General features: G+C 59.3%; 8 protein-coding genes and 2 pseudogenes. 3 read left to right on the plus strand and 7 right to left on the minus strand.

The window, feature by feature from the left end; translation table 11 throughout:
- Positions 1-32 precede the first annotated feature (32 nt).
- Entirely contained in the window at positions 33-4,241 is a 4,209-nt protein-coding gene (locus tag IPM39_14530) for a glycosyltransferase family 39 protein (protein MBK8987271.1), read from the plus strand.
- Between the two features lie 79 nt (positions 4,242-4,320).
- Entirely contained in the window at positions 4,321-4,887 is a 567-nt protein-coding gene (locus IPM39_14535) for a DUF1992 domain-containing protein (GenBank protein ID MBK8987272.1), read from the plus strand.
- A 269-nt stretch (positions 4,888-5,156) separates the two neighbouring features.
- Here IPM39_14535 and IPM39_14540 read toward each other — a convergent pair.
- The 7 genes and pseudogenes from IPM39_14540 to IPM39_14570 form a co-directional block, all read right to left on the minus strand.
- Positions 5,157-6,566, minus strand: a pseudogene (locus IPM39_14540) (wax ester/triacylglycerol synthase family O-acyltransferase).
- Between the two features lie 35 nt (positions 6,567-6,601).
- Complete coding sequence (locus IPM39_14545) at positions 6,602-8,233, minus strand: wax ester/triacylglycerol synthase family O-acyltransferase (GenBank protein ID MBK8987273.1); 1,632 nt, start codon at positions 8,231-8,233, stop codon at positions 6,602-6,604.
- A gap of 205 nt (positions 8,234-8,438) precedes the next feature.
- On the minus strand, positions 8,439-9,104 hold the full coding sequence (locus IPM39_14550) for a histidine phosphatase family protein (protein ID MBK8987274.1): 666 nt from the start codon (positions 9,102-9,104) through the stop codon (positions 8,439-8,441).
- A 9-nt stretch (positions 9,105-9,113) separates the two neighbouring features.
- Positions 9,114-10,127 carry a tetratricopeptide repeat protein gene (locus tag IPM39_14555; GenBank protein MBK8987275.1) on the minus strand — a complete coding sequence of 338 codons (1,014 nt, stop codon included), beginning with the start codon at positions 10,125-10,127 and terminating at the stop codon, positions 9,114-9,116.
- 80 nt (positions 10,128-10,207) lie between these two features.
- Positions 10,208-11,365 (minus strand): ArgE/DapE family deacylase, encoded by a 1,158-nt coding sequence (locus IPM39_14560; protein MBK8987276.1) that lies wholly within the window; start codon positions 11,363-11,365, stop codon positions 10,208-10,210.
- A 280-nt stretch (positions 11,366-11,645) separates the two neighbouring features.
- Entirely contained in the window at positions 11,646-12,902 is a 1,257-nt protein-coding gene (gene pepT / locus IPM39_14565) for a peptidase T (GenBank protein MBK8987277.1), read from the minus strand.
- A 39-nt stretch (positions 12,903-12,941) separates the two neighbouring features.
- The gene (locus IPM39_14570) at positions 12,942-14,972 is read right to left on the minus strand and encodes a glycogen debranching enzyme family protein (protein MBK8987278.1); all 2,031 of its coding nucleotides are present in this window, start codon (positions 14,970-14,972) and stop codon (positions 12,942-12,944) included.
- Positions 14,973-15,293: 321 nt separating this feature from the next.
- Here IPM39_14570 and gnd point away from each other — a divergent pair.
- Positions 15,294-16,099 (plus strand): annotated as a pseudogene (gnd, locus tag IPM39_14575) (decarboxylating NADP(+)-dependent phosphogluconate dehydrogenase).

Genomic DNA, 16,099 nt, shown 5'->3' on the forward strand with positions numbered 1-16,099 from the left:
CGCTTTATTACACCGTGCGGAGACCTTCTCTTATGTCTGTACGTCGCGCACACCTTATCCCGCTGCTGCTGTGGAGCCTTGTCTGCGCGCTTTTTTTTGCTTCTCTGCTGCGGGGCACAACCCATTTGCCTGATGGCGATTTCCTCGGTCAGTTCCATGCGGAGGCTGTTTATCAGGGGCGGGCGCTTTTGGGCGACGATGCCGGTGGACAAGGGCTGCTTTGGTCACCGGCCAGTTATGGCGGTTTTCCCTTCGCCGCTGATCCGCAAACGGCCGTGTTTTATCCCCCGCGCTGGCTTACCCTCCTGCTCTTCCAGCCCTGGGACTTCCCCGTTTACGCTTTGCAGTTGGAGGCCATCGCCCATATCTGGCTGGCCGGGGTTTTCACCTACTTGCTGGCCTATGACATGACCAGGCGGTGCAGCGCCGCCAGCCTGGCCGCCCTGGCTTTTGGTCTAGGCGGCTACCTGACGGCTTACCCCATGCTGCAGCTGGCCGTCTTGGAGAGCGTTATCTGGCTACCGCTCGTCCTCTGGCTGCTGCGTCGGGCTACGGCCGTCAGCCGGCCGGTTCCCTGGTTGGTGGCCGCCGGTGTTGGCCTGGGCCTCAGCGCTCTGGCCGGTCATCCCCAAACTTTCTTGCATGTTAGTTACGCGGCGGCGGCCTATTTCCTGTTTCTGGCTGTGCGCGCCGGCTGGTCCTGGTGCACGTTGGGCAAATTGGGCGCTGTGGTGATGGGCACAGCCCTGGGCACGGCCGGCGCGGCCCTGCTGCCTACGCTGCACTACATGTTCTACACCACCCGGCGCAGCGTCAGCTATCAGTTCACCGCCAGCGGCCTGCCGCTGGAAGATTATGTCCAACTGATGCTGCCCGGTTTGCGTTCGCATTGGGTTCCTGAATACAGCGGCGTGGCCGCCCTGCTGCTGGTTTTGGTGGCCTGGTACGGCCGTCGCGCCCGTAGCACCACCGCCCCACAAACGGCCGAAATCACCTTTTGGGCGGGCATGGCGCTGGTGGCCGGTTGGCTGGCTTTGGGCGATAACGGCATCCTCTTTCAAGCAGCCTATGGCCTGCTGCCTGGTTTCCGCCTCTTTCAACAGCAAGAACGGCTGCTCAGTCTGGTGAGCCTGAGCGTGGCCTTATTGGCGGCGTTGGGCACGGCCGTCTGGCTGCAAGCCGATTCGCCTTCGCGCCGCCGGTTGTTGTGGCAGAGCAGTCTGACGACGGCCGTATTCCTGCTGGCGGCCGGCCTGTATGCCCTGGCCGATCCCCACATCAGCGCCCGGCCGTGGCCGATATTGTGGGGGCGACAGGTTGTTTTGTTAGGTATCAGCGCCTTGTTGTTGGGCGCACATCTGGTGGCTGCCCAACGCTCTCCGGCCCGTGGTCGGGCCATCCTGCTGCTGCTTATCCCCCTGTTGGCGGCCGATTTGTTCGTGAACACGGCCGGCAGCGTAGACCGTCGTCCCGGCTCCCCGGCCGCTTTTTGGCCCCAGACAGCCTGGATGCAGCAGCTTCGCGCCGAACTGCCGCCTCTGGCGCGCATAGATTCGCAGAATCTGCTGCACGCCAATTTGGGCGCAGTTTACAACCTGGAAGATGTTGGCGGTATCAGCCCGCTAAAACCGCTCTGGCTGGGTACTCTGGGAACATTACCCCGTGAACGCTTTTGGCAGCTTCTGGGCGTAACGCATGTTCTGAGCCATGAAGCGCCAACAGCCAACGCGGAAGCCATAGCTCCGATTCGCCAACATATCTACCCGGAGCGGCGCATCGAAGCGCAGGTGTGGAGACTGCCGCCGCCGCTGCCCCGCGCCTGGCTCAGTTATCGGCCGGTGGTGGTGGATGGTGAGGCGGCCGCCAGCCAAACCCTGGCGGACCCTGCGTTTAACCCGGCCGAACAGGTGGTGCTGCATGAAGCGATCCCCGACCTGACCGGCATTCAGCCGCCGGAACGGCCGCCGATGGTGGCGGCCAGCCGCCTGGGGCGCGGCACGCTGCGCCTGGATGTGGCAACGGAGACGGCGGCCATTCTGGTGTTGAGCGAATGGCGCTATCCTGGCTGGCGCGCCTGGGTAAATGGGCAGCCGGCCGATTTGTTTCCGGCTGATTATGCCTTTTTAGGGCTGCGGCTGCCGGCTGGTCGTCATCAGGTAGATGTGGCGTTTCGGCCGTGGGATGTGCCGGTGGGCATGGCGCTGAGTCTGTTGACGCTGATTACGGCCGTGTTGTTGGCCTGGCGTTGGCAGCCGGAAGTAGTCATCACCGGTCCGCCAAATCGTACCCCCCCATTGACCCGCAGTCCGCGGCGCATAGTTGAGGCCACCCAGCTTGTTGCTGTTGGTCGGCGGTTGTTTGCCCACAGCTTGCCCGTCCTCATGCTGCTTATCTGGCTGGCGTTTGGTTTGCGGCTGCACACTTTGGGCAGCCAGGAGCTGCGTGGCGACGAGGCGTATGGCTACCCCTTCCTGCGTTTGCCGCTGGTGGAGATGCTGCGGGCCATTGCCGCCCTGGGCGAGGAACATCCGCCGCTGCATTACATCATGTTGAATGGCTGGATTCGGTTGGTGGGCGACAGCGAGTTTGCCATGCGCTTCCTGGCGGTGATTCCGGGGGTGCTGCTGCTGCCGCTGTTGTGGCAGTTGGGGCGGCGCTGGCACGGCCGTTCCCTGGGCCTGCTGCTGGCTGTTATTGCCGCTGTGTCGCAGTCGCTGGTCTGGTTGGGGCAGGATGTGCGCAACCAGTATGTGATGGTTATCTTCTTTGGCTCGCTGGCAACCTGGTTGTTCCAGCGCGCCCTGGAACGCCCACGCCGGGCAGCCTGGGCCTGGTATGCTCTGGCCTGCGCCCTGACCATTTACAGCCATTATTACGGCATTTTTGTGCTGCTGGCGCATGGCCTGGCTTTGCTGGTTTTGCCTGCCTACCGCCGCCATCTCCTGGCCTATGGTTTGTCTGGGTTGGCGGCGGCGCTGCTGTTTGCCCCCTGGCTGCTGGTGACATTTTCTGGCTGGGTGGTGCAGCTTACCAATCCCAGTCAGATTGAGTTAGCGCCTTATTTGCAGCGTGTCGGGCGGGAATTAGTCACCGGGCCGGCCTTCCCGCCAGGGCCGGGGCGCTGGCTTTTTCTGGCGGCGCTGCTGCTGAGTTTTTGGGGCTGGCGGGCAATCTGGGCGCGGGACCGGGTAACGGCCGTTATCCTGGGCGCCTGGTTGTGGGGGGCGCTAGGCGGCGTTTTTTTGGTGCTGCTGCGCCGCAGTATTTTCAACGCTTATTATGTCAGCCCGGCCGCCCCGGCCTGGTGGGCGTTGGTGGGGCTGGGCATCCTCAGCTTGTGGCAGGGGCGCAGCCGTTGGGCGAAAGGGCTGGCCGTAGGCAGTGCCCTGGCTCTCCTCCTGGCCGCCGGGTGGAGCCTGGGCAATTATTACGGCCGTCCTACGGAATACGGCCGTACCCAGGGCTATCGCAGCCTGGCGGCCCATGTGATGCGCCAGCAGATGGACAACGATCTCTTCGTGGCAAATTTCCCCGACCCAGCCCTGGTTTATTATTTGCGTCACCTGGACGTGCCCTATCTCATGCAGCCGGCCGATGTAGGGGCGCCGCCGGAGGCTGTTGAACAGAGTCTGGCCGAGCTGGCCGGGCAGCACGACCGCCTCTGGTTTGTGCCGGAAGCTGGCGACGAATGGGACCGCACGGCCGTTGTTCACCGCTGGTTGGATTACCACACGCTGATAGAAGCCTCCTCCTCGTTTCAGCAGTTGACCCTGACAGCTTATCGTCCGGCTCATGCCGTAGATGAAGTGATGGTCCCGGTTGGCCTGCCGGTGGGCGATTGGGCAGAATTGGAGGGGTATTACATCACAGTAGGCGGCGCGCCGCACACCGCGCTGCGCCCTGGGGCGGAGGTGGCCGTGACCCTGATCTGGCGCGCGCTGGCCCCGGCCCCGGCCGATTACACCATGTTTGTCCATCTGCTAGACGCCGACGGCCGTCTGATTGCCCAACATGATGGCGCACCGCTGTTTGGCACGCGCCCCACCACCACCTGGCTGCCCGGCGAACGGCTGCTGGACCGGCACACGTTGACCGTCCCAGAAACGGCGGTTGTAGATGTCGCGCAGTTGTGGACCGGTTTGTATGATTCGCAGAGTCTAGAGCGATTGCCCTGGGGTGATGGGCAGGATGCGCTGCCGCTGCCGGGGCCGATGTATCCACCAGAGGCGGAGCAGCGTTAAATGATGGATTAATAAACGCCGTTGTGGCGCTGGCAGCAGGTATAATGCGCTTATCTTGCCACTGTGCGAAGGAGCGATTATGAGCGACGAACGTCGGGAAACGCCGGAGGAATTGCAGGCCCAACAAGAAGAACGGGAGCGATTGATTGAGCATCGTTTGCGGCTGCGCTTCGACCGCGATAATTTGATTGACGATTTGATCGAAGACGGCCGTCAACAAGGTCTTTTCGACAACCTGCCGGGCAAAGGCAAACCGTTGGATCTGAACCAAAACCATTACGCCGGCAGCCAGCAATTGGCGAACAGCCTGCTCAAAGATAATCAGATGTCCCCTGCCTGGCTGATGCAGCGCAATGCCTTGCAGGAGAAAATTCAGAACTTTCGGCAAAAATTGGGGCGGGTCTGGCAGCGTTATGAACGCGAATACCACTACGCTCAGGACGACGGCATCCGCAGTGGGTTAATCATCGGCTGGGACAATGAAGTACGGAAACTCGAAGCGGAAGCGGTGGAGCTAAACAAAGCAGTGGAGAGCTATAATTTGAAACGGCCGTTAGAAAATCTAGAAATCTACAAACTGCGGCTGGACGAAGAAATCAGCCGCGCCGGGGCGCGCCGCTACCTGCGGGATATGTCTGGTTTGTGACGCCGGACGTGTGACCGGTCATGCGCCAGCCGTCAGATGGTGATCTGGTCAGCGAACAGTTGCAGCTTTCTAAGACCAATGCCGTTCACGGCCGTTAGCGCCTCAATTGTCGCAAACGGGCCATTTTCTTCGCGGTAAGCGATGATGCGTTGGGCGATGCTGCTGCCCACGCCAGGCAGCGCTTCTAGATCGGCGAGTACGGCCGTGTTCACATTCACCCGCGCCACCGGCTGTTGTTTTGGCAGATGCGTTTTTGCTGGCAGCGCCTTCACCTGGCGGGCCAATTCCAACAACTCCTCAAACTCCGCGTAAAACGTTTCGATAATGGCGTCCGGGTCCGGGACCAGCCCCACATCGGTGTTGACGCCAATAAACACCTTGCTGTTATAGCTGAGGATGCTCAGACCCAAGGCCACCCGGCCAGACTGCGGAACCCAGGCCATGATCCCGGCCAACTCTTTCCCGGCAATGTACAGCGGAATCTGCGGTCCAGGCACGTTGGTCATCACCACCGTCGCCTTGCTGCCAAACATATCCACCATGCGCGTCTGCGCCTCGGCCGGCGACAGGCCAATTCCCTTCAAAATGCCAAACGCCACCACGGCCTCCGGCGTATTTTTCAGTTCTTCCATCCGCCGCCGCACCTCGAGCAGCCGGTCCAACGGATCGGCGATGTCCACCGGCAGCGTCAGGTAAATAATGCCGAACTGATTGCCCAACTCCTCCATTTTTTCCGGCGGCCGGATGTTTACCGGCATGGCCGCCCGGAAACTGACGCCATCCACCGGCGCGCCCCGCTGCTGCATGTAGGCGCGCACCGCCCCGGTCATGGCCGATACCAGCACGTCGTTGACTGTGCCGCCGGTGACGTTTTTGATGGCTTTGATTTCGGCCAACGAGATGGGTTTGGACCAGGCGGCACGTTTGGCGACGCCTAAATGCCCTTTGAAGATGGTCTTGGGGTCTGGCGTGCGGAAAACCAGACGGCCGGCGGCCAGCGCCGCCTCGGTTCCCTGGACGGCCCGATCAACCGCGTGGGAGGGGTTGTTGACGCTTTCTAGCCCTTCATGCACCAACAGTTCGGTGACTTCGCGGGCGGTGTGGATGGCTGACGAGGCTTGTTTTGCCAGGGTTCCCAATAACCCAAAGCGGCTGCCCCGCTGCTGCCGGATTTCTTCGGTGTGAACTGGTGGATGGGACAAAGAGGCTTCGGGTGTCACGTCGGCCATGGCGAGGAGAACGTACATCAAGGCGATGCCATCGGCAATGGCATGGTGCAGGCGGGACATCACCACCGTGCCTTGTTCGTAACCTTCAATGAAGTGAACCTGCCACAGCGGTTTGCTGTAATCGAGTGGGGTACTCATCAGGTCGCTGATCATGGTTTGCAGGGCATGATAATCGCCAGGGGCGGGTAAGGCGACGCGGTGAATGTGGGCATTGATGTTGAAGGTGGGGTCTAATTCCCACTGCGGGCCGGCCAACGGCCGTCGCGGGTGCGTTACCCGCTGCCGAAACCTGTCAAATCGCAGCCAACGATGGACGACTACCTGGCGAAACTCATCGAAGTCCAGCGTGTCGTTAAATGTCAAAATGCCGGATACCATCATCAGGTTGGTGGGGTCTTCCATTCCCAACCAGGCGGCGTCTACACTGGAAAGCGGTTCTCGTTTAGCCATCTATCCCTCCTCAAACCTGTCCGATTTGTGAACCTTTAGAGTGTGATTTGCTCCTGAATGAGCGCCAGTTTGGCGGTGTTGATGCCGCTGACATTGGTTAAATCGTTGATGGTGGTGAAACGGCCGTTTTCCGCCCGGTAATCCACAATACGCTGCGCCATCGTCTCGCCAATGCCCGGCAGCGCATCTAGCTCAGCTACAGAAGCGGTATTGATGTTGACGATGGGCAAGGGCTGCGACGTCGCCTGCTGCGGTTCATATTCCACCTGATGCACCAGTTCCAGCAAGGCGTCAAACTCCTCGTAAAAGCCCTCGATAATCTCATCCGGGTTGGGGACCAGACCGGCGTCGGTGTTGACGCCCAGGTACACTTTGCCGGCGTAGCTGAGAATGGAAATGCCCAAGGCCACCCGACCGGCCTGTGGTACCCAGAACATCAGGTTTTCGATCTTTTTACCGGCCAGGTAAAGTGGGATGGGCGGGCCAGGGACGTTGGTCATAACGGCCGTTGCCTTGCTGGCAAACATAGACACCGACTGCGCCTGCAATTCCGAAGGCGACAAGCCAATGGCGTTCAAAATGCCGATGGCCACCACGGCCTCCGGCGTGTTTTTGAGCTGTTCCATGCGCTGATGAACCACTTGCAGGCGATCCAGCGGATCGGCAATACCCACCGGCAGCGACAGGTATACAATGCCGAATTTGTTGCCCAACGTGCCCATCTCAGCCTGTTTGCGCAGATTTACCGGCACGGCTGCCCGGAAATTCAGGCCGTCAACGGGTTGTTCGCGGGCCAGCAAATAGCGTCGCAGCCCGCCAACCATGGCGGCAATTAACACGTCGTTGACGGTGCTGCCGGTGACGGCTTTGATGGCCTTCACGTCTTTCAGGCGGATGGGTTTGGACCAGGCGGCCCGTTTGGCCGCGCCCAACCCACCACGGAAAATAGTGGGCGGATCGGGTGTGCGAAAAATGAGACGGCCGGCGGCAACGGCCGCATCGGTCCCTTGCACGGCCAGATCAAGCGCGTGGGATGGGTTGATCAGGGTTTCGCGTCCTTCGTCCCATACCCAGCCGGTGATGCGGCGGGCTGTGCGCAATGTGCCCGTCGCTTGCTTAACCAACGCGCCCAACAAACCGCCACGCCCTCCATTTCCTGTGGACGTTTCGGCCACGGGCGGATGGTTTAGCGACGCTTCCGGCGTCATATCGGTCAATGACAGCAAGACGTAAATGAGGGCCATGCCGTCGGCGACGGCGTGATGCAGACGCACAAAAATAGCGCAGCCATCGCCGAAATTTTCCACCAGGTGCATTTGCCAGGGAGGTTTACTGAAGTCCAACGGTGTACTCATCAGATCGCTGACCAGTTCTTGCAGAGCGGTCTGGTCGCCGGGAGCCGGCAGCGCGACGCGATGAATGTGGGCGTTCAGGTCAAAATCTGCGTCATCTTCCCAATACGGAGCCACCAACGGGAGGCGATTGGGCATGATCCGCTGCTGGAAGCGGTCGAACTTGAGAAACCGCTTACGCAGCACATCTTTGATCACTTCGAGTTCCACAACTTCCTTGAAAGTCAGGACGCCCGTGACCATCATGAGGTTGGTAGGATCTTCCATGCCCAACCAGGCGGCGTCTACGTTGGACAAGGGTTCGCTTTTTCCCATGATGTCTCCCTTGAAAATAGAGTTGTCAAATCTTTAAGATTTGACAACTCTAAACCTCACTCATGAAGTCTTTCTTGTATAGTTTAGCCAGATGAAGGATGAATTTCTATCTCCCGCCACCAGTATAACGCAAATTGGGTTTCAGGTGAAACGCTTTGTGGAGAGTTGGCTGGTTGGCTGGTTGGTTAGCCAACCAACCAGTCGGCTATGAAACATCTTTTGGCGCTGCCATGCGTTCGTGCAGATCGGCCAGGTGTTCGGTGCGGCTGTGGTAGTGCAGCCGCCAGGTTTCGCGGGCGGGGTGTTCGACCAGCTCGAAGCGGGTAATGCCCGTGTTTTTGGTCCATACTTCGCAGCGCCGCCAGGGGCCAATGTTGAAGATGTGGTCGTAGGCCATCTCGATGACGCCGCCGTGGCAGACGGCGACGATTGTTTGGGTGCGGTGACGCTCGATCACGCTTTCGATAAACATGCCCACGCGCACGCGGGAGTGCATCAGGCTCTCGCCGTTGTCGTAGTCCGGGGTGATGGAGGCAAACGGCCGTTCCGATCCCCAATAGTCGCTGTATTCCGGCAGGCCGTCACTGGGCCAGGGCGTGTGGTCCAGCCGATTGTTGCCGATTTCGCGCAGGCGGTCGTCCAATTGAACTGCCACACCATAGGCCCTCGCCAGCGGCGCGACGGTTTCCCGCGTGCGCTGCATGGTGCTGGCGTACAGGCCATCTATGTGGGGCAGACGGGCCGGCAGCCATTTTGCCAGGGCTTCCGCCTGAAGCTGACCCAATTCGGTTAGGCCCTCATCGGTATTGCCCTTGTCCCAATCTGGCAGATTAACATAACTCTGACCGTGACGAATCATGTAAAGGTGCATAATAAATTCCTAAACGTTGGTTTGTGTGGTCTGGCTGCTGCTTGTCGCCGGTAAACGCCGTTCAATGTCGGCCAGGTCGGCGCGCAGGTAGGCCAGGTGGGGATAGTCGGGTTGGTTTTCCAGTTGTCGTGTGAGCGGCCACAGGCCATTGGCAAATTTTGCCATCTCGATGAACGCTTCAGCAGCCAGGGTGTTCTCGCCTGTTTCTTCCAGGCTGCGTCCCAAGTAATAATAGGCTTGCAGATCGTACTCGACGATGGGCAAAGATCCCTGGGAAGCGGAGGCCAGCGAATCGGCGGCGAGGTCGTATCGGCCCAACCGATACTGCGCCAGGCCCAGGTGGTAATAATACAGGGCGTAATCGGGCGCCAGGTCCAGCGCCCGATTGTACACGTCGGCGGCTTCGGTAAAGCGTCCATCGGCCAGATAAACTTGCCCCAGGGTATTATAGGCGGGGTGGGCTTTGGGGTTGCGCTCGATGGCTGATTGGGCGTCTTTCTCGGCGCGCAAAAAGTCTAGTTTGGTCAGATAAATCAGCGCGCGGAGCTGGTATGACTGCCAGAAATCGGGCCGGGCGTTGATGGCCCGGTTAACCAGTTCCAGGGCGGCTTCGATGCTGCCATTTTGAAACTGGCGCGACGCAAACCGGAAAGAGATGGGGGTGTCAACGATGCGCTGCAAGAGTAACAAGGCCATCGTGATGCCCACGCCCAGCAAGGCATAGCTGGCACGGCCGTATACCATGCCCAGAGCAATGCCAATCAGCGCCGGAACAGCCAGGGCAACAGCCAGACGGCGCACCCGCGGCGTGGCGTTGCGCGTCCAAATGGCCAGGAAAATGAACATGCCCACGCCGATGAGCAGGGTGACGATGGCGTAAAATTGCTCCGGCAGCAGCAGAAAAGCGACCAGCCCGGCCAGCCAGACGGCAAAAGTGATGCCGATGGGCAAAATCAGGCTGGCGCGCATCTCCTGGCGGCGGCGGGCTATTTTTTGTTGATTCAAGCGGCTTTGTTGAGTCATGGGCAGTTGATAGTTGATAGTTGACAGTTGATAGTTGATAGTTGGCGGCTTCAGGCTAACAGCTTGTAGCTTACAGCTTTTTACTTGCAGAAGATGACGGCCGTTTCCGCCAAAATCTGCGCGAAATCAAGGACAGATTGTACCTCAACCCACTCATCGTCACTATGCAGCCCGGCGCCGATGGGGCCGATGACGGCCGTATCTATGCCCGCAGCAGCCAAAATAGCGGCGTCGGTCCAAAAGGTTGCGCCAGTATGGGTGGGTGGGGCTGGTAAAACGGCCGTCATCGCTTTTTCTAGCGCGCCCACGATGGGCGTGTTGGCGGCCACTGCAAAAGCGTCGCGGTCAAAAAATGGATGGACGCTGGCCTGAAAGGTTGGGTCGGCGGCGGCCAGTCGGTCTATGATGGCTTGCAGTTCGGCCGTGGCTTGGGCCACCGTTTCGCCGGGCATGGTGCGCCGTTCTATTTTCAGCCGGCAGTGGGCGGCGTAGACGCTGATTTCGCTGCCACCGTGCAGCAGAGAGGCGTGCAGCGATGGTGGGCCAGCCAGCGGGTGGGGCGGGCGTTGGATAAGTTCCTGGCTGAGTTTTTCCAGTTCTGCCAGGAAGCGGCCCATGTGCATGTTGGCGTCTATGCCCTCCTGGTAGCGGCTGCCGTGGGCGGCGCGGCCTGTTGTTGCCACGTCGAACCAGATGAAGCCGCGATGGGCGCGGCAGAGGCGCATGTCGGTTGGTTCAGTGACGATGGCTGCGTCGGCGGTGAGGCGGCGTATCAGGTCGTCTGTGCCGATGCTGGCGTATTCTTCGTCGGCGACGGCCGTAAGCAGCACATCGCCGCCCAATGGCACGCCGCTGTCGGCCAATGCTCGGACGGCGGCCATCATCGCTGCCAGGCTGCCTTTCATGTCTTGCGCGCCCCGGCCGTAGAGACGGCCGTCGCGCACCACCGCGCCAAATGGATCGGCCATACCGCCCACGCCTACTGTGTCCATATGGGCATTGAGCAGCAGGGAACGGCCGTTGCCCGCGCCTTTCAGCCGCCCCACCACATTCACCCGGTTGGAACCGAGATCATAAGTGGTCACTTCCAGGCCCATATCTTGCAGCGCCCCGGCCACATAAGCGCCAATCGCCGCTTCGCCAGGGCCGTCAGGCGAAAGGTGAGGATTGATAGAGTTGATCTGGACCAAATCCACCAGCGTTTGTCGGGTGAAGTCTGGGTCAATGGTTGGTTTCATTGGCTTCTCCTCTGAAAATGGGAGCGCGGATGTCTCGTCCGCCCCCGGCAGGCGAGACGCCTGCGCTCCCAGGGTTGTCGGCTGTAAGGGGATTCTTCCTCGAAGACTCGTCAGAATGACAGTGCTTCCAACCAAATCGTGACCATTAGAAAACCCGTGTAAATCCGTTCAATCCGTGTATCAATTCTCTTACTTTTCCGCCAGCCTGCCAGGGTGAACATAAACGCCCCGACGCTTTCCCGGCGTCGGGGCGTAAGAGCAAATGGGTGAATTTGTTTGCCTATGCTGGGCGGGGTTCGGCCCAGATTTGGGCCAGGTGGACGCACATTTCGGTGGCGCGGGCCATGTCTTGCAGCGTCACCCATTCCAGCGGGCCATGGCAATTGTGCATCCCGGTGAACAGGTTGGGTGTGGGCAGCCCTTTGGCCGTCAGCCAGGAGCCATCCGTGCCGCCGCGAATGGGGCGGATGATGAGCGGGATGCCGGCTCTTTCTACGGCGCGGACGGCCATGTCTACCGGCGTTTTATCTTGTTCCAGCCAGTAGCGCATGTTGCGGTACTGCGGCGTGATGGCAACGTCTATCTGGGCGCGGGGTTCGGCGGCCTGAATGTGTTGGGCGGCGGCGCGAATCTGATCGCCGTAGACTTGCAAGCCCTCGACTTCAAAGTCACGCAGAATGAATTGCAGTTCGGCGGCGGCGGCTGTGCCTTGCAGCTTGTGGAGGAAGATGAAGCCCTCGCGGCCGCTGGTGGTCTCCGGGGTGTGGCTGTCTTGGGGCAAGCGTTGGATCAGGTTGGATGCCAGCGTCAGGGCATTGACCAGGACGTTTTTGGCCGTGCCGGGATGGGTGGAGACGCCACTGATTTTGACGACGGCTTTGTCGGCCGAGAAGGTTTCGTAGGTCACTTCGCCAACATCGCCGCCATCCAGGGTGTAGGCCACGTCGGCGACCAGGTCGTCCAGATTCAGGTGGCCCACGCCCCGGCCAATTTCCTCGTCTGGGGTGAAGCAGATGCGGATACGGCCGTGTGGGATTTCCGGGTTTGCCAGCAAATGTTCGGCCAGGGTCATGATGATGGCGATGCCGGCCTTGTCGTCGGCTCCCAGCAGCGTCAGGCCGCTGGCCGTTACCACGTCTTCGCCGATTTTACCGGCCAGTTCGGGCGAGTTGGCGGCGTGGAGGACCTGGGTAGGGTCGTCGGGCAGGGTGATGGGACGGCCGTCGTATTGGCGGTGGATGATGGGTTTAACGGCCGTGCCGCTGAACGCCGGCGCTGTGTCTACGTGGGCCAAAAAAGCGACGGTGGGGACGTCGTTGGCCGGAATGGTGGCCGGAATGGTGGCCATCACAAAACCATCCGCGGTCAGGCAGACGTCAGCTGCGCCGAGCGCGCGGAGTTCATCGGCTAACGGCCGTAACAAATCGAACTGCTTTGCTGTGCTGGGCACACCGGCATTTTGTTCGTCGCTCTGGGTGTCAATTTGCACGTAACGGATAAACCGTTCTTCAAGTTTAGGTACAAATAATTGTTGCATAGTGATCTCTAAGGAACGAGATTTGAAAAATCTACACGTTTAGATTGGATAAATCTCAGAAGATTTGTCCAATCTTCCGTACTGAAACGTAGCCTGACAAACGCGCAATAATTCGCCGACGCTCCACGCTTTGGCAATGCAGCCGCGCGGCGTAAAGGGTGGGTCGCCATCAAAAACATCGCTGATGCTGCCTACCCCATAATCCGACAGGTGATGGAGCAAAGGGGTCAGGAAGGAGCGGGCCTGTTCCGGGTCATTATAAACCCGTAAGTGGGCCTGGACAAATGGCCCCATTAACCAGCTCCACACTGTGCCCTGGTGGTAAGCGGCGGCGCGCTGCTGTTCGTCGCCGCCGTAGCTGCCGATATAGGCCGGATCGCTGCGGGTGAGGGTGCGCAGGCCGTGGGAGGTCAGCAGGTGACGGCCGCAGCCATCTACGATCTCTTTTTGTTGTTCGGGGGTCAGTGGGCTGTAGGGCAGAGAGGCGGCCAGAAGTTGGTTGGGGCGCAGGCGGGCATCGTTGGACTTGCTTCCATCGGGCTTGGGTACATCTATAATGTCGAAGCAGCGCTGGTTTTCGGCGTCCCAGAAGCGGGCAAAGCCGGTTTTGGCTTTAGCGGCCAGGTCTTCGTAATTGAGGCTTTCGTAACCCAGGATGGCGGCAAATTCGGCCATGATGCACAGGGCGTTGTACCAGAGGGCATTCACCTCCACCGGTTTGCCGATGCGCGGCGTAACGACCCAGTTGGCGGCTTCGGCGTTCATCCAGGTGAGGCGATGGCCTTGTTCACCGGCGAAGAGCAGGCCGTCGGCGTGGTCTACGCCGATGTTGTAGCGCGTTCCGCGTTGGTGCCAGGCGATGATGTCTTGCAGCGCGGGATAGAGTTCGCGGACGAGGTGCATGTCTTGGGTGGCGGCGTAGTAGGCGCGGATGGCTTCGAAGTACCAGAAGGTGGCGTCTACGGCGTGGTATTCCGGTTTTTCGGCGCCGTCGGGGAAGCGATTGGGTAACATGCCCTGGTCTATGAAGTAGGCGTAGGTGCGCAAAATGGTGGCGGCGTCTTCATGCCGGCCGGTGGTCAGCAGCAGCCCGGGCAGGGCGACCATGGTGTCGCGGCTCCAATCGCTGAACCAATGATACCCTGCCAGGATGGAACGGCCGTTGGGTCGGGTGGGTAACGGCCGTTTCACCACAAACTGGTCGGCCGCCAGCACCAGTTGGTTCATGTAGGGTTGGTAGGCGGGGTCGGAGCAGATGTGGCTGGCCTTGTTTAGCAAAGAGGCTTCATATTCTTCCCGTTTGGTGTAAGCGGCCGTGCCGTCCAATTTGGGCGTCGTTTCGGTGCTAAACACAAATGTGACCGATTCGCCGGCCTGCAAAGTGATCTCAAAATCTCCGGCGTGCAGATTGTCTTCGATGGCGTCCAGGCCGCGATTGGCCTCGCGCATGAGGAAGAAACGGCGATACCAATCGTGCTGCGGCGTGGTAGTGGCCCGGTCGCTTAACAAATAATAAGGCACAGCCCCATCATAGGCGGTCACTTTGAGACCTTTTTTGATGGGGTCAATTTTCATATTCCAGTTATCGGCGTGAGAGTTATTGTGTGAGTTACGGTAATTTACCAGGACACGGGCGCTTAATTTCAGGGGTTTTATGCCGCGACGTAAACGGTATTGGACGTAAGTGGTGTTGGCCCCCTGCTGCATCCAGATACGCTTTTCTAACAAGGCATCGGCAAACGCGAAGTTCCAGACAGGAGTGGTTCCACGGAGGCAAAATTCTTCCAGGTATTGATAACCGGTCGGTTTGAGGACGCCGCCCGTCCAGCGATCAATGTATAGGGGGTAGTCGTGGTTGTCGTAAACGGCCGTTTCCTCCAACTTAGACACCAACAACATCCGGCCGACCGGCGGCTGCATGGGCACAAACAGCAGGCCATGATAGCGGCGCGTGAGTAAACCGGCAATTGTCCCCGATGCAAACCCGCCGATGCCGTTGGTGACCAGCCATTCGCGCCGTTCCGTATTGGCTAAATCGCCACAAACGTCTCTTCCAAATTCAATGACCATCACACGCTCCTGTATGCCGAGTGAGTTCGGACGTGGTTTCGATAAGAGTTTGCTGGATACGGCCGTTCATTCATGACAATTGGGGTTAGAATAGACAACAATGTACACTGCGATGGCTTGGGTTTCTTTTTTAGAATACTCCATGACATCTGGCCTGTAAATGCCATAGATCATCATTTTACCCTAACGATGTTCACTGGTTTCTTGCATTCTAACCTAATTTAGCGAATGTGGCGCGTCATACTGCCCGTTTCGCTGCGTCACTTTGGTATCTTCCCACCACGTCATTTGTATCAAATCGCATTCGAGGAGAATAGCCTGATGAACGATTCTAAACAGACAATGGCCGACATCGGCCTGATCGGCCTGGCCGTGATGGGGCAAAATTTAGCCCTGAATATGAGCGACCACGGATTCACTGTAGCGGTTTATAACCGCACAGACGAAATAACCACAGAATTTTTGGCCGGCAGCGCCCAAGAAAGCAACCTGACTGGCGTTTACTCCATAGCCGAACTGGTTGCAAACTAAAACGGCCGCGCCGGGTGATGTTGATGATCAAAGCCGGTCGGCCGGTTGATGATGTCATCGCCCAGCTTGTTCCCCTTCTGGAACCGGGCGACATCATCATAGACGGGGGCAATTCCAACTATCAGGATACCACGCGCCGCACGCAGGCGCTTGAAGCTCAGGGTTTCCTGTTTGTCGGCAGCGGCGTTTCTGGCGGCGAAGAAGGTGCGCGGCATGGCCCCTCGCTGATGCCTGGCGGTTCGCCGGCCGCCTGGCCGCACATCAAAGAGATTTTCCAATCCATCGCCGCTAAAGTAGCCGATGGCACGCCTTGCTGTGATTGGGTTGGTGAAGAAGGCGCGGGCCATTTTGTCAAAATGGTCCACAATGGCATTGAATATGGCGATATGCAGTTGATCAGCGAGGTCTATGACCTGATGCGCACTGTGTTGGGTCTGTCCCCGGCAAAGATGAGCCGCATTTTTAGTGACTGGAATCGGGGTAAGCTGGATTCTTATCTCATTGAGATCACCGCCGACATTCTGGCCGTCGTGGCCGAAGATGGCGCCCCATTGGTGGACAAGATACTCGATTCGGCCGGGCAAAAGGGGACGGAA

This window comes from Candidatus Leptovillus gracilis, from assembly GCA_016716065.1.
GTDB lineage: Bacteria > Chloroflexota > Anaerolineae > Promineifilales > Promineifilaceae > Leptovillus > Leptovillus gracilis.

Excerpts from the sequence above, each read along its gene's own strand:
- pepT (MBK8987277.1), bottom strand. The coding sequence starts at position 12,902 with ATGCAACAATTATTTGTACCTAAACTTGAAGAACGGTTTATCCGTTAC.
- IPM39_14550 (MBK8987274.1), bottom strand. The coding sequence starts at position 9,104 with ATGCACCTTTACATGATTCGTCACGGTCAGAGTTATGTTAATCTGCCA.
- IPM39_14570 (MBK8987278.1), bottom strand. The coding sequence starts at position 14,972 with ATGGTCATTGAATTTGGAAGAGACGTTTGTGGCGATTTAGCCAATACG.
- IPM39_14530 (MBK8987271.1), top strand. The coding sequence starts at position 33 with ATGTCTGTACGTCGCGCACACCTTATCCCGCTGCTGCTGTGGAGCCTT.
- IPM39_14545 (MBK8987273.1), bottom strand. The coding sequence starts at position 8,233 with ATGGGAAAAAGCGAACCCTTGTCCAACGTAGACGCCGCCTGGTTGGGC.
- IPM39_14555 (MBK8987275.1), bottom strand. The coding sequence starts at position 10,127 with ATGACTCAACAAAGCCGCTTGAATCAACAAAAAATAGCCCGCCGCCGC.
- IPM39_14535 (MBK8987272.1), top strand. The coding sequence starts at position 4,321 with ATGAGCGACGAACGTCGGGAAACGCCGGAGGAATTGCAGGCCCAACAA.
- IPM39_14560 (MBK8987276.1), bottom strand. The coding sequence starts at position 11,365 with ATGAAACCAACCATTGACCCAGACTTCACCCGACAAACGCTGGTGGAT.